Consider the following 24,129-nt stretch of genomic DNA (forward strand, 5'->3'; position numbering starts at 1 on the left):
CACCCTAATTGCATAAAATTTTCTCCCGGAGAGGGTCGCTGCCCGTACGATTCGTTAGAATTTAAAAAAGGCCATCCCTTATTTCCCGGTTGACCTAATAATAAAGAGCCGCAGCATTTGCGGCTCTTATCTATGATCCGATGAGTTGCGTTTACAACTTCACAACCGTCTTCGTCTCACTTGCACGGATGATCGCATCCAGCACCTCTTGATTGCGGTAACCGTCCATGAAGCCCGGCAGACCGTTCGGTTCCTTGCCATCCAGCATCGCGAGGAAATCGGAATATTGGGAGACTTTGCACGAGCTTGGCACATCAAGCGTCGACCTGGACAGCTGGCCCGGCTCCTCCTCGCGGATCCAGATCAGCTTATCCGGATTTTCCGTGGAGGCGTGAATCGTTCCGAAGTCGCCATAGATGGATACTTCGTGTTGGTTGCCCGAACCGATCGCATTACGGGACGTTTGGAAGACGCCCATCACGTCGCCTGTCATCTGCGCTTGGAAGCTGGCAAAGTCATCGACTTCAATCGGAACCATCTGCCCCGTTGCCGAATCGGGACGTTCCGTAATAATCGTCTTCAGCTGTGCCGACAGCTCTTCGAACTCACCGAACAGGAACCGCGCCAAGTCGATCATATGCGAACCGAGATCGCCAAGCGTCCCGGTACCGGTAATGTTCTTATCGAACCTCCACACATAAGGAACCTTATACTGCGCCGCACCCCAGCCTTGCAAATATTGCACGGAGAAGCTGCGAATCGTGCCCAGCTTGCCCTGCAGCACAAGTTCACGAGCATATCGGAAAGCAGGCGTATAGCGGTACGTAAACCCGATCATTGCCGCTACCGGCTGCTGCTTATACAGCTCAAGCAGCGGCCCCGCTTCCTCGAACACGCGCGTGAACGGCTTCTCCGCCAGGAACGGCTTGCCCGCTTTCAAACACGCTTCGATTATGGCCGCGTGTACATGATTCGGCGTTACCGATACGACCGCATCTACATCGGAATCCTCAATCAACGCTTTGAAATCAGCATACCTTTTGCCCTCGTCAAGGCCGAGCTGACTGCCGACTCGCGTCAATGCCTCCGTGCTGACGTCACTCACTGCTACGACCTCGAAACGCTCGCTTTCGTCAGCCATCCAGCGGATATGCGCGTTTGCCATGCCGCCAAGCCCTATCAAACCGATACCAAACTTACTCATTGCCGCTCTCCCCCTCTTAACGTACAAGTTACGCTTTTACCGAAATCGGCTCCAGCGGTGCCGAATGACCATATGCAGGAGCAGTTGTCCCGCTCGGAGCCGCCCAGCGCACGCCATTCGTGATGACACGAAGAATTTCTTCGTTGTAGTAGGTAGGATAGGTTTCGTGACCCGGACGGAAGTAGAAGATTTTGCCCTGTCCGCGACTGTAGGTAACGCCGCTTCGGAACACCTCTCCCCCTTCAAACCAAGAGACGAATACAAGCTGATCCGGTGCCGGAATATGGAAATGCTCGCCGTACATTTCTTCCTTCTCCAGCTCGATGTACTCCCCGATGCCCGCGGCAATCGGATGGGCGGGATCGATGACCCAGATACGCTCTTTGTCATCTGCTTCGCGCCACTTCAATTGCCCTGTCGGGGTGCCAAGGAGCTTGCTGAAGATCTTGGAAGCATGACCGGAATGCAATACAAGGAGTCCCATTCCTTGCAATACCCGGTTATATACTCGCTCCACAACCGCATCATCCACCTGATCGTGAGCCAGATGTCCCCACCAAATGAGAACGTCGGTATTCGCCAGCGTTTCCTCGGACAAACCGTGCTCCGGCTCCGCGAGTGTCGCCGTCTTCACCGTGAGCTGCTCGCTGGATAAGCCTTCGACGAGCGCGCCGTGAATCCCTTTCGGATAAATAGCCGCCACAGTAGGGTTGTTGATTTCATGCAAATATTCATTCCAAACGGTTACTTTGATCATCGTTGAACACCATCCTGTTAGTTGTACCGGCCATAAGATCCAATACTGCCGGTTTGATAAATGAAGGGGTATAATCGCTTTGGATTATACCCCTTGGCCGTAACCCTTACTTTCCGTTTGCCGCACGCCATTCGTCCAGCTGTTTTTGCGCTTCGGCAATGATTTTGTCAATGCCCGCACCTTGGAGCTTCTGAATCAGCTTCGGAATTTCCACCTCCGGATCAAGCTGGCCGGATTGCAGTCCCGGATCGAAAGTGCTTTGTACTTTGCTGACGGCAATCAGCTCGTTCTTCACAGGCTCAGAGTTAAAGACGAAGCCTAAGATTGGCGAAGGATTGCTCGATACTTTCGCGTTAAACTCTTCATAGTTTTTGTACTTATTCGGATCTTCGCCTACACGTGTGTAGTTCAGCATTTGATTCCCGATTTGCCACATGTTGTCGTGATAGAAACCGACTGTATCCTGAGTCTTGCCATCCGGCAGCGCAACTTGACCGTCTTTCAGCACGTAGTGGGTGCCTTCGACGCCGAAGTTGAACAAGCTCAGCAGCTTCTGATCTTTGTAGAACAGGTTAAGCAGCATCATGGCACGGGCAGGGTCTTTCGAGGTTTGCGAAATCCCTTGCATCGTAGCAGCCAGCTTCGTCGTTTGCAGTCTGTCGATGTTCAGCGGCACTTGAATGATGTCGCTGCCGACGCTGCTTGTTTTGCTCGGCATCAGCTGCGGCAAACCGATTTCGGTGCCTGCCAGAATGTCCAAGTCGCTGCCGATGGAAGCGAACGCCGTCTTCGCTTGGAACTTCTTCCAAATATCTACGCCGGGCGTTGTTGCATCCTTATTGATGTAACCGGCTTTGAACCATTCGCGCGTCAGCTTCGCAAGCTCCATATAACGCGGCGTTGCATAGGTATTCACGACTTTGTACGTATTGTTCGGATCGGTATCTCTCAGATCAAGCCCGATCGGGCCTACGATATTCGCAGTGCTTCCTGAACCGTAGTAAGCGCCTAGCGGGAACGAAGGTCCAACGGCAGGCGTTACGCCGGGCTCATTTTCCTTGATCGTTTTCAAGATGGGGCCGAGGTCTTTGAACTCGCCGGATTTCAGCGCGCTCAGATCCAGGTTGTACTTGTCTACGAGTGCTTTGCTGATCGCGACGCCTTGCGGATTGCCCAGCTCTTGATGCACGTGAACGCCGTAGATTTTGCCATTACGCAATGCGCCATCATGGAACTTGCCTTCGATTGCCTCAATATCCGGCGCATTCTGAGCGAGTAAATCGTCTAGCGGAAGCAGTCCGCCTTTGTTCACCTGTGCATCGAAATTCATCCAGTTTGCCGTCCAGATCAAGTCGAACTTCTGCCCGGAAGACATCATCAGATTCGTCTTGTCGGCATAGGCGCTCCAGTCGATCGGGTTCAGCTTCACCGTCATATTCATATCCGGATAGGTTTGTTTCAAGTAATCGTTCATCGCGGTTTGCACGACGCCAAGGTCATTTTGCTTGCCATCGGGATAAACCATGACAACCTCGTACGGCTCAAGCGTTTTCGGAGCTTCGGTCGTATTGGCGGTGCCCGTGTTGGTGTTCGTGCTGCTCTCTTGAGCCTGATTCGCCGGCTTCTCGTTGTTAGCTGCATTGTTGTTGGTGCCGCTGGAGCAGCCTGCCGCTACGAGTGAGAGTGAAAGGAGCAGCGATGACAGAACGAAGGAACCTTTTGATACCTGTTTCATTTTCTGTAACCTCCCATAATGAATGCTCTGTATGATGTCTATATACTAAATCGGCTGTTGCCGAATTCAGCCTTTCACAGCGCCTACCGTTAGGCCTTTCACAAAATATTTCTGCAAGAACGGGAACACCATCGCAACCGGAAGCACCGCGATAATGGCCATCGCCATCTGCAGCTCTTCCAGCGGAAGAATTTGCGTGGACGACGCGTCAATATGCGCTTTGCTCGCAATAGCCTGCAAATATTGGGCATTCATGAGCGTGTTATAGAGGAAATATTGCAGGTTGTACAGCCTGTCATTGTTGATAAACACCAAGCTTGTGAACCAGTCATTCCAGTACGTCACGATGACAAACAGTCCAATCGTCGCAAGCACAGGAAGCGACAGCGGCAAAATAATGCTGAAGTACGTCCGATACTCGCTGGCCCCGTCAATTTGCGCCGAATCCACTAAAGACGGCGGGATGCTGGTCGTGAAATACGTCCTCATAATGAACACGTTGAATCCGCCCAGTAAGCCCGGGATAATAAGCGCCGGAAGCGTGTCTTGCAAGTGCAAGAACTTCGTGTACACAAGGTACCATGGGAGCAAGCCCCCGCCGAAGAGCATCGTGAACAGTACATAGAAGCTGAGTAAATTGCGGAACGGAAAATCATTCCGCGACAACGTATACGCTAATGCCGATGTGACAAACAAACTGACTATCGTACCGACCACGGTGACGAATATCGAAACGCCATATGCGCGAAGGATCGGTTCCGCATCATGCATGAGGAAGCGGTAAGCGGCCAGATCGAAATCTTGAGGCCAGAAGCTGTATCCGTATTTCACCAGTGCATTTTGACCCGTAAGCGACACCATGAGGATGAGCCAGAACGGAAGCAAGCTCGCCAGACTGACGATGATAAAGAATACAATGATGATCGGGTTCGTCCGATTGCTGTTGTTCATGCTCTCCCACCTTTTAAAATAAAGCTTTATCACTGCTGACCCGTTTCACAACCAAGTTGACGGATACGACCAAAATAAATCCGATAACCGACTGAAGCAGCCCGGCCGATGACGCCAAATCCGTATCTCCGGAGACAAGCAGCGCGTTGTACACGTAGGTATCGATGACTTCCGTGACTTCCTTCAGCATGCCCGAATTCATCGTCACCTGATAGAACAAGCCGAAGTCCGCATTGAAGATTTTGCCGATCGACAGCAGCGTGAGGATGATCATGATCGGGATCAGGAACGGAACGGTTATCCTCGTCATTTGTTTCCACTTCCCGGCTCCGTCAATCATCGCCGCCTCGTAATATTCCTTATCGATGCCGACGATCGTCGCCAAGTAGATAATCGAACCGAAGCCGACTGACTTCCAGCTGTTCACGATGATCAGAATATATGGCCAGTACTTAGGTGACATGTACCATGAGACTGCCTCGTGCCCCGACGGTTCCAGAATCGCTTTGTTGATGAACCCCAAATCCGGGTTGAGGAAACCGAACACGAGATAGGCCACTACCACCATCGATATAAAATGCGGCAAGAGCATCGAGCTTTGGAAAAACTTCGACAGCACCTTGCTTCTCACCTCATTGAGTAACAGTGCGAGCAGAACGGAGAGTGCCGTATTGATGACGATAAAAGCGATATTGTACAGCACCGTGTTCGCGATAATGCGCCAAATCTCATTCGTGGCGAACAGAAACTTGAAGTTATCGAAGCCGACCCAGTCGCTGCCCCATATGCCCTTGGAGAAGTTCAAGCTCTTGAATGCGAGGAATATGCCGAACATCGGCATGTAATTATTAATCAGCAGCAGCAAAATACCGGGTAAGGCCAATAGCCAAAGCGCGTGATATTTCAGCAGCGCCCGCAGCGGATTGCCCGCTCTGCCTTTCCCTTTCTCTCTTTCCGTCGCCGCCGTTGTCATCGGCCGATCTGCGCTCATGCCGTTCACCATCCTGTTGCTTGTTGATGTGATCATCATACCGAGAATCGGACCGCGCCCCTACCGTTTTTGTCACCCTCGCCTAGTCGATTTGTGACATCTTCATTTGGACAAGTGACAAAACGGCAGACGCGGGTCTTGAGATGTGCCGCTGTGGCTGGTTTCATGACATGTAGATCTCTGGGTGTGCTTCTTGCTCAAAGTTTGCTGTTTGGACTGCAATGTAGATCTCCTAGCGTGCTTCTCGTGCGGAATTTGCTGCTTTAGCCAACATGTAGATCTCTGGGTGCGCTTCTTGTTAGAAAATAGTTGGTTAGGCTACCATGTAGATCTCTGGGTGCTACTCTCGCTGATTCCCCCAACTAACTAAGTTTGTTGCTCTGATTACAGGCTGTACACTGCCACCGACATTGCTTAAATGTTGCTATCTGTGCAGCATTTCTCGGTAACCGGTGCGACATCCGGCGAGATGTTGTTCAATATGCAACATTTTCGCTTTTCTCGAATGTTCATGCCCTTTGATGCCCGCAATGTTGCCTTTCGCGCAACATGTCCCGATATCGCGTACGATTCCCGGCCAAATGCTGCATTTTCGGCAAACTTTTTCACCACTACCCCTGCACCAACCGGCGTCCAAGCACAAAAAAACATGGCCACCATCGGCCATGTCTCCCATTGCCTATATCATCCGCGCCACTACGACTGCTTCCGGTACTCCTGCGGGTTCACGCCGGTGTGCTTCTTGAACGTCCTCGTAAAATGCGAGAAGTTCGAATAGCCGACCTGCTGGGCGATAGCACTGACGGTCATGTCCGTCGTATCGAGCAGATGCTTCGCGCGGTTTACCTTCGTTTCGATGAGATAATCGATCAAGTTCCGATCCGTCTCCTTCTTGAAGAGCCGGGAGAGATAGGCCGGATTAAGTTTCACATATGCGGCAACATCCTCGCGGGAGATATCCTCCTCGACGTTCTCTCGCATGAAGTAAATCGCTTTTTGCACGAATCCATCCGCTTCTTTATCGCGAAACACGGTATCCATCACCGCCGATACCAGATGAACGGCCCAGTACTTAAACTGGGCGAGCGTACGGATCTGCGCCGTTGACCACATCGTGAAATTCGGGATCTGACTGACAGCAATGCCGCGGCCGTACAGAAAATGATAAATAACCTGCAGAAACTCATGCAAATACGCCTCAAGCTGCTTCGGCGTACTATTCGGATTTTGCTCCAGCTTCGCCACATGCTGCCCAATTAATGCGATTACTTTATCGCGGTTGCCGCTCGAGATCACACTCATCCACTCGGAAATATTCATGCTAACCGGCTCATTCGAAGGAGAAGACGCAGCCACCACTCCCGCAATTGCAGCCTTATTGAAGAGCAGCACCGAATGCGGCTTCGTCACATTATTTCGCTCCATGTCCTTCAGACCATCGCACAATCCCGGCAGCTCCTGAAGCGTCGCACGATATCCGATATAGCAGGAGATCTGACAGTAGAAGTAGGACAGACAAGCCGCTTTGAACCGCTCCGCTGCTTGGACCCAACCATCCGAGCCGTCACCATTGTTATTACCAACGCCATCGCTAGCGCCATTGCTTTCACCTTCGCCGCCACCGTACACCAACACGAACAGGAATCCGTTCCTGTCCATAACCGCGTGCCCCCGCCGACCTGCCAGCAGCATTTCCTCCGCCGCTTTCTTCACCGCGTACTCCAGAATTTCCTGATCCCGCTCCGGCAGCACCTTCGTCCACTCTTCCGGACTGATCAGAATGGGCAGCACATAATCGCCGGATGACAGCGCAACTTGAGCGTCCTGCAGCGCCCGATCCAGGAAATCCCCGAAAGACAAAATCCGGCGAGAAAGCATGTCCTGCCAGAAATGCTCGACCAGCAGCGGCTGCTGTTTGTTGTATAACGCGTAATATTTCTGATACTTCTCGTTATAATCCGACTGCTCTCTTCGCTCGTGGATAGATTCGATCATACGCCCGACAACCTGCGCCAGTTCCTCGCTATCCACCGGTTTCAGCAAATAGTCGAAGCTCCCAAGATGCACCGCCTGCTTCGCATACGTAAATTCACTGTGACAGGTCAGAAACACAAATTCCGTCAGCGGGTACCGCTCCTTCACCCAGCGGACCAGCGAAAGTCCATCCTCATCGGGCATCTCAATATCGCAGATTAGAATGTCCACCGGCTTTTCCAGCATGAGAGCCCTAGCCTCATCAGCGCTGCCGGCCGCATAAACCGCATCCATGCCGAGCGCTTCCCAATCCTTGCAATTCATAATGCCTTCAATGGCGAACTTCTCATCATCGACAATCAGCATCGTACACCGTTTCACCGCAAACCTCACTCCTCCGCATAGTCAATCGGCAGCAGGAGACGAATCCTTACGCCATTTCGTTCATTCGGATAAAATCCCAACTCAGCCTTGTTTCCGTATTGCATCGTTAATCGCTTCTTCACGTTCCAAATCCCGATATGATTGTCTTCCGAATCCGGGGCGTACCCGTCATCGTTCAATTCAGCTAACTTCTCGGCCGTCATGCCTTTGCCGTTATCTTCAATAGCAATCTCCATCATCTCTTGCTCGCCTTGCACGCGCCGTGCCGACAACTGCAGGATGAACGGCGCGTTCTTCACGCTCATGCCGTGAATCATCGCATTCTCTACGAACGGCTGCACGATCAGCGAAGGCAGTTTAGCGCGCAATAAGTCATCCGGCACGTGAATCTCGAAGGCGAATGAGTCCTGAAATCGCATTTTCTGAATTTCCAAGTAGTTCCGAATATGCTCCAGCTCCTGTTCGAGCATGATTGCATCCCGCTTCGTCCGCAAACTGAATCTGAAATACTGAACCATGTGACGAACGGTTTTCTTCACCAGCTCATTCCGCTTCAAATCTGCCAATTGGAAAATAATATTCATCGTGTTCAGGAAGAAATGCGGATTAATCTGCGTCTGCAAATGCTTCAGTTCGGCTTGCTGCGCGCGCAGGTTCTCTTCGTACACGTCGATTTTCAAATGGGTGATCTCTTCGACCATGTTGTTGAACGTATGGTTAATGATCGCAAACTCCGCAATTTGCGAATTCGGCAGCCGCGTGCTCATATCGCCTTCTTTGATTCTCCGAATGGCGCCCAGCAGATGACGAATGGGATTGAACAGAATGTTCCGGAAAATAAATAAATAGAGCACCAATATCGCGAATACGAGCAGCGGCAGGAAGTTAATGACGGCTTGAAAGCGGCTCAAACCGCTGAGCAGCTCTGAGTTCGGAACGACGACTGCGTAGCTGATGCCTGCAGTCCCCGAATGCTTGTTCACCGCGAGCAGCTTGGACGCTCCATCCTCCACGGTGAAAGAACCGGTCACCTTGATATTGTCCGGAGGCAGCTTCGTAATCGTAGAAAGCGGTGCGGAAGGGTTCGATAGTACGCTGCCGTCATCGCCTACGATTAAGACGCCTGCGCCGCCTTTTACATCCAAGTTACCCAGCGGCGTCTTCAAGCTGTTGATGTTGATAATGGCGCCGATGTAGGCATTGTTCGTTAAGTCATCGCTGACCAGCCGATACAGGAAATATTGGTCTTTTATTCGAATAACCGACCACTTGTACAAATACTGCTTGAGCAAATCCGGACGCCGGAACGAGCTGTCGATCCACGCCCTGACCGGTTCATAATAACCCGAAGCCGCGCCGACCAGGTTCGTGGAATAGAGAGCAGCATTCGGCATTGAATAAACGAAGAACATATCGACCGTATGGTAGTACGATTGATAGGTCGTATTGCGGTGAATCAATTCCATCTGTGCAAAATAATAATCCGAATCGGTTAATCCCGGCTGGCCGAATCGCTGGAACTCATCGCTGTTATTCACGATATCCACCATATTCGTCGTAATATCCTCCAAGCTTCTGTCGATCATATTCAAGTTGGAGTTCACCAGATTCTGATAGGAATTCGCCACCTGGGTGAGCACGACGCTCTTCGCGTAGCTCCCTACGAGGAACAAGATGATTAACAGCGGAATCGTAATCGCGCAGAATAACAAAATAAATCGGGAACCGAGCGTGTTCAATTTATTCATTCCGATGAGTCCTCCTATCCGCAATCACTAGGCAGTCTTCCCATAATTACTCTAGGAATGATCATAGCGGCAGGCTCCGAATCAAGCAAGACAAATAGAAGCCCACAGTTCAGACCGCAACCGTGGGCTTCATCTTAACCTTCCGTTATCGCCAGCAAGTTCACCGCGATCGCATCCGGCATAATCGCCATTCCGCCATACAAGCCGGTGACCGAATTATGCGTATCCGCGAAGCAATCGTCGAGCAAACCCTGCTCATAATACGCCTTCGTATGCTGCAAATTATGCGGCATCCACGTGGCATCCCGGTGATCGATCATCCAGCGCATCGCCGCATTCGTGATCCCCTCCCGATAACGCGTCCAGTCGATGGCCGGATCTATGACCGCCCAATCGATGCCGAGTCTATAGGATTCCGCGAACGTTTCCAGCACTTCCCACTGCACATGATCGCGCACCCAATTGGCAAAATACCAATCGCTTGAGCAGAAACACGGCTTCGTGTTGTACAGCATGGGTTTATCCGCGGGCTGCCATAGATGGGTGAAAGGGAGCACGGAACGAATCCAGTACACCGCCTTATCCTTATAGACTTGCTCGCCTGTTGCCAGATGAGCGAGCCAATTCGCGATAGCGGCATGGCCTGCCGCGAACAGGTTCGGACTATGCAGCGGCGTCTCCCAGAAGTCGCCGCCCTCCGGCCTTGTCATCGGCAAGCAATAGTCGATGGCGCGCAGCGCGCCTTCCTTCAAGCGCTCATCGCCGGTTGCCTGCCACAGCCGGAGCAGCTCGATTGCCGGCACGACGCACAGATCAAGAGCCGTATCTCCGGCATGACCCATCGGTTCAAGGAAAGCTCTCGCCACGACAAAGTCATCCTTCATATAATGCCGCCCATCCGGATCAAACGGGAATGCACCGTCCTCCCTTTGATGCGAAAGCAGCTCCAATCCCTTTTGCAGTAGGCGTTCCACGGCAGTGGATTCGCCTATCCCTGTATCACTCGCCGCATTCATCGCATTGCATTGGTCGACTTTCTCCTGCAGCGATGCGGCTATCGCCGTCCCTTTGCGGCGTTCTATGTAGGCTTCTGCGAAACGCGGCACGCGGTGCGAATGCCCTTTCTCAAACTGCGGTGTTCCGAAGCCTTGTCCCTGCTGCCAATATCGCTCATCGTAAGCTTGTGCGATGCGATCAAGCGCGTCCTCATAAGTCCACCTAGCTGCGGCCGGCACAGGAAGTCCTCCGGAGCGAGTGATCCAATCCGTTACCGCATCCAGCGATCGCCCCGGGATGACGACCAGCTCAGCGTTCCAAGCAACTACCTGCTTCGGATGGAGTTCCAACGGTTCTGCCGCCGCATAGATTTGATTCTCGGCATGCTCGGTTTGCGCATCCGGTACCATCAGTCCGAGCAGATGATGATTCCGTCTGTCTATGAAATTCGGAGAAGCGAATACAGGCTGCTGCACATGAACGCGATAGTTGAACCATCGGGTTGCATGCAGCGCCGGGTCCCACGACAAGCCGACTGCCGTACCTTCATGACTGACCGCCATCACCGGGAAAGCTACCTTATTCGGATGCGGCGCGACTCTAAGTGCCCACGGATCCTTGAACCAATCTGTGCCGCTCGACCATTCCTCGCCTTCCAGCCATTCCACGCCGGGGAAGATGGCATCTGTCTTCTTCGCCCCGAACGAATCCGCGCCGACTTTGACCCACGGCCCTCTGACATATCGGACAAACAGGTTGTAATGCGACACAAACGAATAGGCCAGCTTCAATACAGGCTGATCGCGCACTAACGTCAGCTTCACTTCGCCATCCATCAACGGCGCATCGAAAGGATACCGGATCCACGTATCAAACGAAGTGCCTTTGAGCTTCTGCTGCACGACGAGCGCTTTTACTTTGAACGTCAGCGACTCTCCTTCCTCCGACTGCGTCCGCTCGTACGACTCCGACTCCATTCGAATCGGAATCTCCTGATCTCGCAGCAGCACTTCGCCGAAATGCTCCAGCACCCCCATAAACCGCTCATCTGCCGAAAATACTTCCGCCCATCCCCATCCGGTCAATCTCTTATGCACGTCAATCCGCATATGCTCGTTAGCTAATCGTATCGATTCTCCGCCATAGCTGCCCTGCGTAAATTCCGGCACTGCCGATCACTCCTTCAATGTGAGGAAATCAGGTCGTCCTCTATTCCATCCTATTCGAGCGCCGGAATTGCATTCCTGCCTAAGCTTTTGTCCGATTAGACCAACCCTTAGCGCTTACAAACGATAGCCGCGGTTTGACGAAGCCTAGGTTAAAGCATAGTATAAGAGGTGAAAAAATCAGCCGATAGGAAGTGCTACATATGAGTGAGTATCAAGCTTTGCTAGAGCAACTGCAGCAACAGGAGAACGAGCTTCAATTCTCCGCGTTTACCAACGAAACCGCTTTTCAAATCGGCACGAAGCTAATTGAGAGAGCAAAGCAAGAGGACAAAGCGATCGCGGTCACGATTGTTAGAAACGGCGAGCTATTATTCCATAGCAAAATGAACGGAACAAATACAAACAACGATCAGTGGATTCAGCGTAAGCGCAATGTTGTTCACCATTTCGGTCACAGCTCCTACTTCATGCATGTCGAGTTCAAAGCAAACGGCAACTCCATTGAGGCGTCTCACCTTGATCCGAAGGATTATGCGGCAGAAGGCGGATCCTTCCCGCTCATCATCAAGAATGTCGGCGTAGTAGGGACGATTACAGCCTCCGGACTGCCCGGCGAGCTGGATCATCAGATTATCGTGGATGTATTGGGAGAGTTTCTTCTCGGAAAATAATCGCGTCACAAGGAGTGTTATCGCAGTGATTACGCGTATTGCAGCAAGAGACGACGCCCCTGAGGTCATTCCGCTGCTGCTCGAAGCGATCGGATCGATTGCTTATCTGCTTACGGGAGCATCGGATGAAATCGAAGCAGCAGAGCTGCTGACTACCTTCTACAAACAGCCGGGCAATCGGGTCAGCTTCGACAATGTGATCGTCGCCGAACAGGAAGGCCGGATTGCCGGCATGGTCGTGGCCTACTCCGGTAACGATGCAGGGCAGTTGGACGAGCCTTTCCTCGCCAAGCTACATGGCAGACCGGGCAAAGAAAACAGCGTTATTGTCCGTGAGGCAAGAGATGGCGAGTTCTATCTGGACGCGCTGGCCGTGGATGAGCAATATCGCGGACAAGGCATCGCCAAGCTGCTGATGGCAGCCGCCGAGCAGCGCGCGGCACAGCTCGGTTTCGAGCGTGCGGCACTAATCGTCGAAACGTATAACGAGCGGGCCTACCGGCTTTATCTCGCAAGCGGCTACGAGGAAGACGACATGCTGCGCATCGGCGACAGCGACTACCGCCGCATGGTCAAGCGAGTTTAAGTAAAAGGACTGTCTCAAAAGTGCGCATGGCAACTTTTGAGACAGTCCTTTTTGCTGTGCAAGAAGAATAATGACGATCTTACCCAACGAACATAAGATTAGTCTGCTGCGAACTCATTGCTGAATGCATCCAGCTCAATCACGCGTTTCTCTAAGCGCGAAGCTTCCGCAGCAAAAGCCATCATATGGCTTTGCACCGATTTGGCCGCAGAAGTGAGACTATCGCCTGCGCCGCCGCCCGACTTCACCAGTCCGATAAAGTCGCTCATTAACCCATAATCTCCTCCGCCATGACCTGAATAGCCGCCCGGCATTTCGAGAGATATCTTCTCCGGCGCGTAACTGTCTCCGAAACGAATCAGTTCGATTTCGTTCTTCTCCATGGAAGCCCGAATTTCGCCTTTCGTGCCCATCAGCTTGAGCGTTCGGCTGCATTCCTGCGTAAATGCGCTCATGGTGAAGACCGCCGTCACTTCATTGGCAAACTCCATATTCACCACCTGATGATCCACTACATTGTTATCGCACTGGTAGACACAGCGTCCGTACGGCCCTTCCTGCAAAGCTTTAAGCCTTGCTTCAGGACTGGGATCATCGCTAATTGCCGCCGCCATCCAGCTTTCCGCGTCCCCGAGGTAGACATTAGGCGCGTAATATAAACATTCATCAGCCGCCGGGCAACCGTCCGTGCATCGCTTCGGTGCTCCCTCCGGAGCATTGGAAGCCTTGAAATACGAGAGCGAGCCGAAGGAGGATAAACGGGTACAATCCGCTCCCGCCAGCCACAACAAGATGTCCATATCATGGCAGGACTTAGCCAGAATCATCGGACTCGATTCCTCGGCATTGCGCCAATTGCCGCGAACGAAGCTGTGTGCCTGGTGCCAATACCCCACATTCTCATTGTGCTGGATCGACATCAGTTGTCCGATCCGGCCTTCCGTGAGCATCCGTTTCACAGAACGGAAGAAATTCGTATACCGCAGCACATGACAGATCGAGAAGATGAGCCCTGACTGCTCTGCTTTCGCCCCCATCTCCAGGCACTCGAGCGGGTCCGGTGACATGGGCTTCTCAAGCAGAACATGATAACCCGCATCCAGCGCCGTCATCGTCGGCTCGTAATGCATCTTATCCTGCGTGCAGATCAGCACGGCATCTGCGAGCTTCGGCTGCGCCAGCAATTCGCGCCAATCGTCATAGCACTTGCGCTCATCTACCCCGTGACGCTGCTTCAAGAGATCCCGCCGATCTGAATTAGGATCCGCTATTGCTACCAGTTCCATCTCATCCGGATGTGCCAGCGCATAATCGACGTAATTTTGTCCGCGCAGTCCCGCTCCGATTAAGGCAATCCTCACTTTGCTCATCAGACGCTCATCTCCTACTCTTTTACGCTGCCAACCGTAATGCCTTTGATGAAGTAACGCTGCAGGAACGGGTAAACCAGCATAATCGGCAAAGCACCTAAGAAAATTTGCGCCGTTCGCAATGTTTTCTCGCTGACTTCCTCGAGCCGCTTTAAGTCGTCGATGGATATCGCCGCTTTATTAATAGCCGTCACCAGTGTCGATAAGTACGTCTGAAGCGGATACTTCTCCGGAGAATTCATGTACAAGATGCCGTCAAACCAGGAGTTCCAATGGCCGACGATGGTGAACAATAGGATGGTCGCAAGCGACGGCAAGGACACAGGCAGATAGACGCGTATCAGAATCGCCCATTGACCTGCCCCATCGATGGTCGCCGCTTCCTCCATATCCTTCGGAATATTGCGGAAGAAATTGAGCAGCATCACCATATTCCACACATTCAGTGCCCCGGGAACGATCAGCGCCCAGATGCTGTTAATCAGCCCGGTTTCTTTGACAACAATATAAGTCGGTATCAAGCCGCCGCCGAAAAACATCGTAACCGCGAAGAACCACACGTACAGCGTTCGGAAATCAAACTGTTCTCTGCTCTTCGATAATGGGTATGCGGTTATGATGGTCAGAAACATGCTGATGGCCGTGCCGAGAATAACGCGCTCCAGGGATACTTTCAAGGAACGGATAAACTCTACCTTTTGCGCCAGATATTGATAGGCATCCAATGTAAATCCGACCGGCCATAACTTAACCTGCGCAGCCACTGCGGCAATGTTGGAGCTTAAACTGACTGAAAGCAGATGAATGAACGGTAATATGCCCAGCAAAGTCACCCCTACCAGCACGATCGTATTCACGACCATGAACAGGACTCTGCTCCACGATGCTCGATAAACCATGTCATCTCCTCCAGTCTCTTAGAAGATTCTATACTTGGTGAACCGATAGGCTAAGTAATAGGATAAGCCTACCAATCCTAAGGATATCGCGGACTTAAACAATCCGACGGCAGCAGCGGGCGCATATTGCTGGTTGAATATCCCGAGCCGGTAGACGAACGTATCGAGAATATCCGCGCTCTCATAGACGACCGGATTATACAGGATCAGAATTTGATCGAATCCGGCATTCAGAATATTGCCTAAGCTAAGCGTAGCAAGCAATATAATAATCGGCGCCATGCCCGGCAGCGTGATATGGACGACCTGCTTCCATTTTCCCGCTCCGTCTACCTCGGCCGCTTCATACAAATTTGAATTGATCCCCGCAATGGCTGCCAGGAAAATAATCATATTGTAGCCCATGCCCTTCCAAACCTCCGAGCCGACTATGATGGCCCGAAACCAATCGCCTTGGCCCATAAACATAATCGGTTCAATCCCCGTGCCGGCAAGCAAATCATTGATCGGCCCCTTCAAGGAAAACAGCTCCAGAATAACACCGCCCAGCACCGTCCACGAGAGGAAGAAAGGCAGGAAGATACTCGTTTGAATCACTCGCTTAAACCAGTCTCTGCTTATCTCATTGAGCAATAAGGCAAGAATAAGCGGTACCGCCAGACCAAAGGCGATCTTCAGCACGGATATAACCACTGTATTCCAGATGACTTGATTCATGTCCGGCAGGTGAAACATGTAGCGGAAGTTTTTCCAGCCGACGAATTTGGATTTCCAGAAGCTGAGCACGGGATCGAATTTCTGAAAAGCCATGACGATGCCGAACATCGGGCCATAGGCATAAATAAGCGTAACGATAATTCCGGGTATGAGCATGATATGGAATGGCAACTGCCGGATGAACCGGCTTCTTCGCATTGTCTGCTGTTTCATCAAGGTTCCGCCTCCAGCTCCGGTAAGAAGCAGCGGAGAAGAGCTTACTTGCGTAAGCGTCCTCCGCCGTTTCTGCCATTCTCCTTATTTCGATGCGCTGCTGTACCACTCGTTCACTTCTGCCGTTACATCGTCGCCGCCGAGCGCTTTCCAGCTGCTGACGAATTTATCGAAGCTGTCGATCGATTCGCCCATGATGATCTTCGTGAACGTTTCGTTCATCAGCTTATCCAGCTGCGCGCCGTTCTCGACCTGCGATTCCGTTGCAGAGCCGTAGAACTCGTTGTACACGAATTGATTGCTGTCGCGAATTTGACTCGTAAGGCCCCAGCCTCCGTCCTTCGAAACGCGGCTGGAGTAGAGTCCCCATCCGGTTTTGTCGCCTGACAGGAATTTCTGCGCAGCTTCGAGCGGCTTCTGGATGTTGACGTAATACGGAATGTCCTCGCTCACCGAATTCACCTTGTTCGCGATCGCATTGTTGACTTCGTCATGAATCGTTTGAATTTCAACCGGGTTGTAAATGCGCGGCACGAACCAGTTATACACATAGCCATTCTCCGGTTTGTTCGTGTCGTAATGGGCTTTCGTGTTCATCTCGATATAGAAGTTGATCATCTTAATGGCCGCTTCCGGGTTGCTGAACTTGCTGTTTACGACAACGATATGTCCCATGCGCACTTTCGGTACCAGCGATTTACCCGGTGAACCGTCAAGGGACGGGATTTGTACGCAAATCCATTCTGCATTCGGATCCGCATCTTTGTTCAGATTAAGCGGCCAGTTCGGGAGCCACCATTCGCCGTACAGCATGCCGACTTTGCTGCCGACAATATCTTCGACGACTTTGTTCTCGTCTTTGAGCGCGAATTCCTTATCGAGGATGCCGTTCTTATACCAGCTTTGCAGCTTGCTGAGCGCTGGTTTCATCTCCGGCTGAATCTCGCCCGGCACCAGCTTGCCGTCGCTGCCTTTGATCCATCCGCTCGGATACGCATTAAAGCCGAAGAACAGGCCGCGTGTATCGAATCCCCAGTTTACAATGTTCTTCTGAAGCGCAAGGCCGTACGTATCTTTCTTGCCGTTCTTGTCCGGATCGCTATTGACGAAAGCCGTTGCGATTTTCTCTAAATCATCGATCGTCTTTGGAGCTTCCAGGTTCACGTTCTTCAGCCAGTCGGCGCGAATCCATAGGATCTGAGTCGATAAGAACGGCTCTTCGAAACCCGGAATCCCGTACAGCTTGCCGTCCGAAGTCAGCGACTTCATCGCCTGCCCGCCATCGGATTCCATAAACTTTCTCAGCGTCGGCGAAGCGTATTTCTCGTAAGCGTCGGTTAAATCGGCCAGTACGCCTTGATTCTTGAATTTCTCGAAGTTGCGAATATCGACATCCATAATATCCGGCAAATCGCCGGACGCAATGGAAAGCGAGAACTTCTGCTCGTACTGGTCGGTCGGCACCGTCCATTTGTATTTCAAATCGATGTTCAGCTGTTCCTTCAGATCCTTCAAGTACGCATTCTGATCCGGTGTTAAGCCTGCAGGCGTCTTCGGATCCTCTGGCGGACCGTACCCGAGTACTTCGGTTACCGTTAACGTCTCCGGATATTTACCCAGCGGATCGACGTTCTCCGTTGCTGCATCGTCTGTCTTTTCCGTAGTTGTCGTTGCATTGTTGGTTGTGACAGCGTTGTCTGTCTCGCTCGCTTGATCGTTTGCAGCGTTGTCGTTATTGCTTGAGCATGCGGTCATGGTGGCGATTAATGAGATAATCAGAAAAGAACTTGCCCATCTGTTCATTTTGTTTCCCCCCATTAAAGTTGTTGTCACTGCTTTTGACTTTGCTATTTCATCATAAATTGAGCGGCAGGGGGCTCGCTCTATAAACATCTTTACATGCTTCTGTTTTCTTTACGATCTCTTCGCAATAGGACCGATTCCCGAAATTCTTGCGGCGTGCTGCCCGTCATTTTCCGGAAAAAGGCGGTGAAATAAGAGGGCGATTCGAACCCGAGCCGCAGCGCGATTTCATTCACTTTCATCTGCGTTTCCTCCAGCATCTGCTGCGCGGCATCCGCTCTTGTTGCATTCATATAGTCGGACAGCGTCCTTCCCGTCAGCTGTTTATAGAACCGGGAGAGATACGAGGGGTTAAAATAAACCGCCTCCGCGATCCTCGCGAGCGACAGGTCGCGGCCTAAATGCTCCGCGATAAACCGATGAATGCGCTCGATAATGAGATGCTCGCTCTTGTTCTGCTGCTCCTTCTTCTGCTCGCACAGCTTATGGACAAGCTCTAACAGCTGCTCCTTGGAAGCATTGAGATCAAGCGTCCAAGCATCTTCAGCCTGTACTGACGATGGGCGAACCTGCGTCATTTGCGTAATAATAACAAGCACGAATTGATAATAACGTTCCATGCCGATGAGCGAATGAGAAGATACATTCATCTCAACATGGGCATATAGCTCCGAGGTCAGCTTCGCGGCAGCCGGCTCATCGCCCGCTTCCAAGCTCCGCTGCAACGCGTCGAGCTGCTTGTTGAACATACCCGTGGACAGCTGCGCAGCGGGATGCGGCCGCTCTGCCTTAAGGACATCGTCCATATCGCCCAGATGAATAATGGACATCGGCTGACCGAAGAGCGAGCATTTCTTCATCGACGACTTCAACCGTTCGAATTCGGCTGCCGCATCGTCCCATTCCACCGCAGAGCGGCTGATCGCGAACGATACATCCGCATTAAGCGCATGCCGGCATTGATCTTGAACAGGCTCCAGCATCCCTTTGAGGTATTCCGATATATCCTCCCATTGCGTGATGCCTTCACCGTTCTTAAACATACCGGCATCCTCTGCCGGCTGAATAAACCATACGAGCAGGGAGGCATCATGAACGACGGCTTCCACATAAAAGTGAGGTGGTAATTGCTGCCGCAGTACATCTTGAATGGACAAGTGCAATTTCAATTTATCCATATACGTCGTCGGTACATGGTCATAGCGATCCATCCTTCCGACGATCATCATCACTTGGTCGGTGCTCCTCAGTTTCATTGCAAGTCCTGCAAAATAAGGCGCTTGCCATAGATCGAGTGCCTTCTCCCCAAGCAGCAGCGCTTCAAAAAACTGCTTCTTCAGATGCGGCTCCGCGACCGTAAGCTGCTGCTTAGCCTGCTCCAGCGCCGCCTGCATTTGATTCGCTTGATCCAGCTTGTCGATGGCAGCAAGGACTGCCGACACAATGGTTTCGATCCCTTCCGTCTTCAGAATGTAGTTGTCGATATTCTTCTGAATGGCGCTGTACACATAGTCGAATTCGCTGTATCCCGTAAGCAGAATGATCCGGCAAGCCGGCCAGTAGAAGAGAATATCGTCCGCCAACTGCAAGCCGCTCTTCCCCGGCATCCGAATGTCGCTGATGACCAAATCGATCTTGGTTTTCTTCACAATGGCAAGTGCTTCAAGCGGCGAATACGCTTTACATACGTCGAGCTCTAAGGATTCCACCTGCTGAAAATGCTGAACAAGGCCGTCAACGATAGCTGGTTCATCGTCTACAATGAGTAATCGATACATGGAATCTCTCAATCTCCCATCTCGTTAAAGTGAATGATCATATCCGCCTTTAGCCCGCCAAGTGCGCTTCGAGAAACGAAGATGCCGCTGCGCTGCCCGAATTTGAGCCGGATACGCCTGCAAACATTGAACAATCCGGTCTTCTCTTGCGAAGCAGACACATCGGCAAGCCGCTCGTGAAGCAGCTCAAGCGCTTCGTCCGTTAAGGTATCGCCGTCGTCTTCGACGGAAATGCACAGCCTATCCTCCTCGTATTCCACTTGGACGGTAACATTGCCACGCCTCATCCCATCCTCGAAGGCATGCTCGAAAGCATTTTCCACGACCGGCTGAATCAGCAATCTCGGCACCAGCAATGGCTTGCACACCTCCGGCAGCTTCGCCGCTTCAATGGTAATCCGATTCGAGAAGCGGATGCCCTGAATATCGCAATAATCCACTGCATGGCGATACTCTAGGTCAAGCGTGACCTCGTCGCTGCCGCTGCGAGTAATAAACTGATAGTAGCTGCCGAGCCGCTGCGCCAGCGTCGCCGCGTTCTCCGCATCTCCGCTTCGGCTGATCATGTAGATATTGAAAAAGCTGTTGTATAGAAAATGGGGATTGATCTGCGATTGCAGCTGCTTCAATTCGGAGTGCTGCAGCGCGATTTTCTGCTCATAGTTTTCTTGAATGGAGCCTCTAAGCTTGTCTACCATTCGGTCGAAGCTTCGATAGAGGTATCCGAATTCGATATCGCCTTGCGGACGTATGGAAATATTCAAGTTATCGGTTTCTAATATTTTGAAGGCTTGAATCAATCGTTTGAGCGGTCGATGAATCATGACGTTGACCGAGAAGGAGAATACGACCAGCACGCCTACGGAAACCGTAGACAGGATAATATACCAGAAATTGAACGTCCGAATCGGTCCAAGCACTTCATTCTGATTGATGTAGGTGAAGATCGTCATGCCGAGCATCTGAATATCGCTTGATGTAATCAAGTATTTATGATTGCCAAGCCTCAGCGTATCGGTACGGGTAGGATCATCCGGCGGAGTGGCGACCGTGCCGGCAACGTGCTTCTGCATTTGGCTGAAAATATCCTTGTCCATCTTCACGGCGATTGTCGTCGTAAAATCATCATTGGTAAGCGCTGCCCCGGAATCCTCGTAGCTCTCCACAAATCGGCGCAGCGTCTCTTCCAGCTTCGGCTTGGAAATCTCCATGTACGAAACGATTCTGCCATTGTTGCTGGAGGCAATGAAGTATAATCTGCCGCTCTTGCTATAAACCGGCTGCGCTTGCTCGGATTCCCGGTAGGATGCAATGGCCTCATATTCCGCATTAGGCAAATCCTTAATACCGGCCCTGACGGAGAAGGTTTTCTCCAGCGACTTCACGTACACACCGCTGTTTACCAGAAATTCGCTGGAGTTCTGAATCAACAGCAATCGTTCCCGTACGCGGTTCACCAGTTGAAATTGTTCGTAGCCTTCCAGCCGTTTTCCGATAAAACTGAGCTTCTGCAGGTCCGATTCATTCAGAAACTGAAGCTGCAAATTACGAATAAATGCGATCTGATCATTGAGCTGGCGGGAATAAAACTTTACGTTGGAGTTAATCGAATTCGTATATTCTTTCTTGATGAAGGCTGCGCCCGTTGTATTCATTCGGAGGTTTATCAAGAGCAGGGGTACGATCAATAAGATGAATATGAGAATAACCTTCTGATACACATGCAGATTTGCAAGTCTAAACTTCGTTTTCACGATGCCTCATCCCCTCATGTTTCCCTTCTGCTCGTGCATTTCCGTTGCCTTTTGTCACATTATCACTCATTTACTAAAATTTTGCACTGCCAAAAAAAGGCCAGCATCCGAACCAAAGGTTCTCTGCTGGCCTTCATCGTTTCATTTGCAATCGACATTACCGCTTAACGGAAGCTGCCCATGGCTGTGTTTCCGTTTGTACCGGCATCTTTGTTTCGAGTGCCTCATTCATCTTGATGCTCAAATAATGATCCTGCGAAGCTTCAGCTAAACTGTAAAAGCTTGGCCCGCCGGCCGCATATTCAGCCATCTTCGCCAGGGAGGTTGCAATGGCAAGCTCGTCATCCGTCAATCGGCCCGGAGTGAACGGATTCCGGTAGACCCACTCTTCGCCGGCCAGGATGCCTTTGAAATAATAACCTTCGAGATTCCCGTTTTCCCCCGCATTTTGTCTGCGGAGCTCCAGCTCAATCGGCGTCGAATAATTCTTCAAATAACGGACTTCCTTATTGCTGATCTCACCGGATTCCCCGCGCACCAGCAGACGTTGACTGCGAATCCACGAGAAGTATTGATCGCCTGTGAAATCATAGATTCCCAGTTTGCCATCAAACGTGAGCGAGGCGATGACCTGATCGGACTCCGTAAGTCGATGCTCCTTCGGAGCTCCTTCCCGCCCCGGCCCATTCACGAGCGGTGACCGAAAACGCGAAGCTTGGATGACCGCGTTCTCGAAGGTAATGCCAAGAAATTGACGGATCAGGCTAATGCCATGATACCCGTGCGCCGCCGATACCTGTGCTTGGGATATCGTCCCGAGTTTCCCGGACTGCGCGATGGCAATCCGTGCTGCGTGAAGCGGCTGAAACAAATATTGTTCCGCAACTTGAATGCGGCTGCCGCCGTACTTCTCATTCAAACGGATCAGCGCTTCTACATCCGGTGCCGGCGGCGTCTCGGACAGAACCGGCATATCTGCTAATGCTAATTCTTCGATTACGCCGGGATTCGCATCCCATGGAACCGACGACACGACAAACAGCGGATCGGCCTGCTCCAGCAGCGCAGCGGTAGTGCGGTATGCCGGCACTTGCCACGTCGAGGCCAGCTTCTTCGCTTTCTCTTCATTCCGGACTACGACGCCGCTCACTTCAAATAGCTCCGGCAGTTCCATGGCTATGCGCAGATAAAACTCCGTCCGCCAGCCGCCGCCAACAATCCCAAACCGTATTCGACTCATCGATAATCCCTCCGTCGTCATTAAAGCTTCCTGCCGTCTCGGCCGCCGCCGGTCCCGCTATATGCAACGCCGGGATTCCAATCCGTTTCAGCCGGTGCTTCGAATGCATCCACGGGGAACGTCACTTTGCAGCGATGTCGGCTGGATATGTACGCACCTTCCACAATTTCAAGCGCAAGCAGAGAACTCTCCGGGATCGAATAATTCCGCTCGCCGGATTGGATCATTCCAGCCATACTCTCGAGATGTGCCTGATGCCCCGTAACCGCCAGCTCTTCGGGGATAATCAGCTCGCCTTTCGGAAACGCCGCATTCAGAAGCCGGTAGCCGTTCGCCCAGCCCCAGAATTCAATTTGACCCGCAGTTCCGATAAGGCGGAATAACGTGTCTTTCCCCTCGGTGTTAATCCGCACATGATCTCCGGTATTCATGACTACCCGGACACCGCTCTGCGTTTGCCCATACGTGACAGCCGTCGTTTCCACCTGCATGCCGTCGCGATAGGTACGCGTGCTCGATTCGCAGATCCCCATCACATGGTCCATGGGCTCATTCCCTGTCAATTGCACGAAGAAATGCAGCCAGTGGATGCCGGCATTGATAATATCCCAATTCGTATTTTGAATTTCTACGAGCTTGAGCTCGCCTATCTCTCCGCTTCTAACTCTCTCTATGATTTCCAGAGGTGTCTTCTTCGCAAGCAGGCCATGCGGCACAGCCATCGGCAAATCGCGTTTCTTGATTTCCTCCAGAATTCTCCGTCCCGATGCCACCGTATGTCCAAGCGGTTTCTCCACGAGAATCCCCTTGAGCGGAAGCTTGAGCGCATCCAGCGTCACTTCTTCATGCGAAGGCGGGAAGGTGCTTACGCATACGACATCAGTCGGACAGTCCTTAAACATCTCGTTATGATCCAAATAAGTGCGGATGCCGGGAAATTGTTTTTGCAGTTTCTCACACACTTCCGGCCGAAGATCCGCAATCGCTGCCAACTCGTAATGCTCTGAATTGTGTAAGGCATTCATGCTGAGCTGCCCGCCGGCTCCTCCGCCAACGACTGATGCAGTCATTTTCTTCATGAAACTCCTCCTCATTTTCCCAGCATAATTTCACCCAAGCCGTATCGCCGCTGCTCTGTCGGAACCCCTTTCAATTTACCATACGGAATCTCCTAAAAAATAGTCCTTTT

19 protein-coding genes are annotated in these 24,129 nt (G+C 51.7%); 2 read left to right on the top strand and 17 right to left on the bottom strand.

From position 1 onward, the window contains the following. Positions 1 to 151 precede the first annotated feature (151 nt). From I8J30_RS06925 to I8J30_RS06965, 9 genes are all read right to left on the bottom strand, one after another. On the bottom strand, positions 152 to 1,204 hold the full coding sequence (locus I8J30_RS06925; protein WP_210656649.1) for a Gfo/Idh/MocA family protein: 1,053 nt from the start codon (positions 1,202 to 1,204) through the stop codon (positions 152 to 154). A 28-nt stretch (positions 1,205 to 1,232) separates the two neighbouring features. Further along, a complete protein-coding gene (locus I8J30_RS06930; RefSeq protein ID WP_210656650.1) occupies positions 1,233 to 1,961 on the bottom strand; it encodes a ThuA domain-containing protein in 729 nt (242 codons plus the stop codon). Between the two features lie 106 nt (positions 1,962 to 2,067). Beyond that, the gene (locus I8J30_RS06935) at positions 2,068 to 3,696 is read right to left on the bottom strand and encodes an ABC transporter substrate-binding protein (RefSeq protein WP_210656652.1); all 1,629 of its coding nucleotides are present in this window, start codon (positions 3,694 to 3,696) and stop codon (positions 2,068 to 2,070) included. Between the two features lie 66 nt (positions 3,697 to 3,762). After that, positions 3,763 to 4,647, bottom strand: a complete 885-nt coding sequence (locus I8J30_RS06940) for a carbohydrate ABC transporter permease (RefSeq protein ID WP_210656654.1) — start codon at positions 4,645 to 4,647, stop codon at positions 3,763 to 3,765. Positions 4,648 to 4,660: 13 nt separating this feature from the next. Further along, entirely contained in the window at positions 4,661 to 5,638 is a 978-nt protein-coding gene (locus tag I8J30_RS06945) for an ABC transporter permease (RefSeq protein WP_240547891.1), read from the bottom strand. A gap of 414 nt (positions 5,639 to 6,052) precedes the next feature. Then, on the bottom strand, positions 6,053 to 6,298 hold the full coding sequence (locus tag I8J30_RS06950) for a hypothetical protein (protein ID WP_210656656.1): 246 nt from the start codon (positions 6,296 to 6,298) through the stop codon (positions 6,053 to 6,055). 36 nt (positions 6,299 to 6,334) lie between these two features. Continuing rightward, positions 6,335 to 7,993, bottom strand: a complete 1,659-nt coding sequence (locus tag I8J30_RS06955; RefSeq protein WP_338044827.1) for a helix-turn-helix domain-containing protein — start codon at positions 7,991 to 7,993, stop codon at positions 6,335 to 6,337. 8 nt (positions 7,994 to 8,001) lie between these two features. Continuing rightward, complete coding sequence (locus I8J30_RS06960) at positions 8,002 to 9,744, bottom strand: sensor histidine kinase (protein ID WP_210656657.1); 1,743 nt, start codon at positions 9,742 to 9,744, stop codon at positions 8,002 to 8,004. A gap of 134 nt (positions 9,745 to 9,878) precedes the next feature. Then, positions 9,879 to 11,909, bottom strand: coding sequence for a hypothetical protein (locus I8J30_RS06965; protein ID WP_210656658.1), 2,031 nt, complete (start codon positions 11,907 to 11,909; stop codon positions 9,879 to 9,881). 200 nt (positions 11,910 to 12,109) lie between these two features. Between I8J30_RS06965 and I8J30_RS06970 the strand changes: the two genes are divergently transcribed. After that, positions 12,110 to 12,580: a heme-degrading domain-containing protein gene (locus tag I8J30_RS06970; RefSeq protein WP_210656659.1), complete on the top strand. Its 471-nt coding sequence runs from the start codon at positions 12,110 to 12,112 to the stop codon at positions 12,578 to 12,580. A gap of 25 nt (positions 12,581 to 12,605) precedes the next feature. Beyond that, complete coding sequence (locus I8J30_RS33570; protein WP_210656660.1) at positions 12,606 to 13,166, top strand: GNAT family N-acetyltransferase; 561 nt, start codon at positions 12,606 to 12,608, stop codon at positions 13,164 to 13,166. Between the two features lie 98 nt (positions 13,167 to 13,264). Here I8J30_RS33570 and I8J30_RS06980 read toward each other — a convergent pair whose 3' ends face one another. From I8J30_RS06980 to I8J30_RS07015, 8 genes are all read right to left on the bottom strand, one after another. Continuing rightward, positions 13,265 to 14,536, bottom strand: coding sequence for a Gfo/Idh/MocA family protein (locus tag I8J30_RS06980; RefSeq protein WP_210656661.1), 1,272 nt, complete (start codon positions 14,534 to 14,536; stop codon positions 13,265 to 13,267). A 14-nt stretch (positions 14,537 to 14,550) separates the two neighbouring features. Then, positions 14,551 to 15,435 (bottom strand): carbohydrate ABC transporter permease, encoded by an 885-nt coding sequence (locus tag I8J30_RS06985; RefSeq protein WP_210656662.1) that lies wholly within the window; start codon positions 15,433 to 15,435, stop codon positions 14,551 to 14,553. Positions 15,436 to 15,453: 18 nt separating this feature from the next. Beyond that, on the bottom strand, positions 15,454 to 16,365 hold the full coding sequence (locus tag I8J30_RS06990; protein WP_240547892.1) for an ABC transporter permease: 912 nt from the start codon (positions 16,363 to 16,365) through the stop codon (positions 15,454 to 15,456). An 84-nt stretch (positions 16,366 to 16,449) separates the two neighbouring features. Beyond that, the gene (locus I8J30_RS06995; RefSeq protein ID WP_210656663.1) at positions 16,450 to 18,168 is read right to left on the bottom strand and encodes an extracellular solute-binding protein; all 1,719 of its coding nucleotides are present in this window, start codon (positions 18,166 to 18,168) and stop codon (positions 16,450 to 16,452) included. Between the two features lie 92 nt (positions 18,169 to 18,260). Next, complete coding sequence (locus tag I8J30_RS07000; RefSeq protein WP_210656664.1) at positions 18,261 to 19,946, bottom strand: response regulator transcription factor; 1,686 nt, start codon at positions 19,944 to 19,946, stop codon at positions 18,261 to 18,263. An 8-nt stretch (positions 19,947 to 19,954) separates the two neighbouring features. Further along, positions 19,955 to 21,700, bottom strand: coding sequence for a sensor histidine kinase (locus I8J30_RS33920; protein WP_210656665.1), 1,746 nt, complete (start codon positions 21,698 to 21,700; stop codon positions 19,955 to 19,957). 157 nt (positions 21,701 to 21,857) lie between these two features. Then, positions 21,858 to 22,940 (bottom strand): Gfo/Idh/MocA family protein, encoded by a 1,083-nt coding sequence (locus I8J30_RS07010; protein WP_210656666.1) that lies wholly within the window; start codon positions 22,938 to 22,940, stop codon positions 21,858 to 21,860. A gap of 20 nt (positions 22,941 to 22,960) precedes the next feature. After that, complete coding sequence (locus I8J30_RS07015; protein ID WP_210656667.1) at positions 22,961 to 24,019, bottom strand: Gfo/Idh/MocA family protein; 1,059 nt, start codon at positions 24,017 to 24,019, stop codon at positions 22,961 to 22,963. Positions 24,020 to 24,129: the final 110 nt, after the last annotated feature.

Origin of the sequence: Paenibacillus lignilyticus (genome assembly GCF_017942085.1) — a bacterium.
Taxonomy (GTDB): Bacteria; Bacillota; Bacilli; order Paenibacillales; family Paenibacillaceae; genus Paenibacillus_Z; species Paenibacillus_Z lignilyticus.

Bases quoted from the DNA above. Each gene is read 5' to 3' on its own strand.
- I8J30_RS06925 (WP_210656649.1), bottom strand. From the start codon at position 1,204: ATGAGTAAGTTTGGTATCGGTTTGATAGGGCTTGGCGGCATGGCAAAC.
- I8J30_RS06930 (WP_210656650.1), bottom strand. From the start codon at position 1,961: ATGATCAAAGTAACCGTTTGGAATGAATATTTGCATGAAATCAACAAC.
- I8J30_RS06935 (WP_210656652.1), bottom strand. From the start codon at position 3,696: ATGAAACAGGTATCAAAAGGTTCCTTCGTTCTGTCATCGCTGCTCCTT.
- I8J30_RS06940 (WP_210656654.1), bottom strand. From the start codon at position 4,647: ATGAACAACAGCAATCGGACGAACCCGATCATCATTGTATTCTTTATC.
- I8J30_RS06945 (WP_240547891.1), bottom strand. From the start codon at position 5,638: ATGAGCGCAGATCGGCCGATGACAACGGCGGCGACGGAAAGAGAGAAA.
- I8J30_RS06950 (WP_210656656.1), bottom strand. From the start codon at position 6,298: ATGGTGGCCATGTTTTTTTGTGCTTGGACGCCGGTTGGTGCAGGGGTA.
- I8J30_RS06960 (WP_210656657.1), bottom strand. From the start codon at position 9,744: ATGAATAAATTGAACACGCTCGGTTCCCGATTTATTTTGTTATTCTGC.
- I8J30_RS06970 (WP_210656659.1), top strand. From the start codon at position 12,110: ATGAGTGAGTATCAAGCTTTGCTAGAGCAACTGCAGCAACAGGAGAAC.
- I8J30_RS06980 (WP_210656661.1), bottom strand. From the start codon at position 14,536: ATGAGCAAAGTGAGGATTGCCTTAATCGGAGCGGGACTGCGCGGACAA.
- I8J30_RS06985 (WP_210656662.1), bottom strand. From the start codon at position 15,435: ATGGTTTATCGAGCATCGTGGAGCAGAGTCCTGTTCATGGTCGTGAAT.
- I8J30_RS06990 (WP_240547892.1), bottom strand. From the start codon at position 16,365: ATGAAACAGCAGACAATGCGAAGAAGCCGGTTCATCCGGCAGTTGCCA.
- I8J30_RS06995 (WP_210656663.1), bottom strand. From the start codon at position 18,168: ATGAACAGATGGGCAAGTTCTTTTCTGATTATCTCATTAATCGCCACC.
- I8J30_RS07000 (WP_210656664.1), bottom strand. From the start codon at position 19,946: ATGTATCGATTACTCATTGTAGACGATGAACCAGCTATCGTTGACGGC.
- I8J30_RS07010 (WP_210656666.1), bottom strand. From the start codon at position 22,940: ATGAGTCGAATACGGTTTGGGATTGTTGGCGGCGGCTGGCGGACGGAG.
- I8J30_RS07015 (WP_210656667.1), bottom strand. From the start codon at position 24,019: ATGAAGAAAATGACTGCATCAGTCGTTGGCGGAGGAGCCGGCGGGCAG.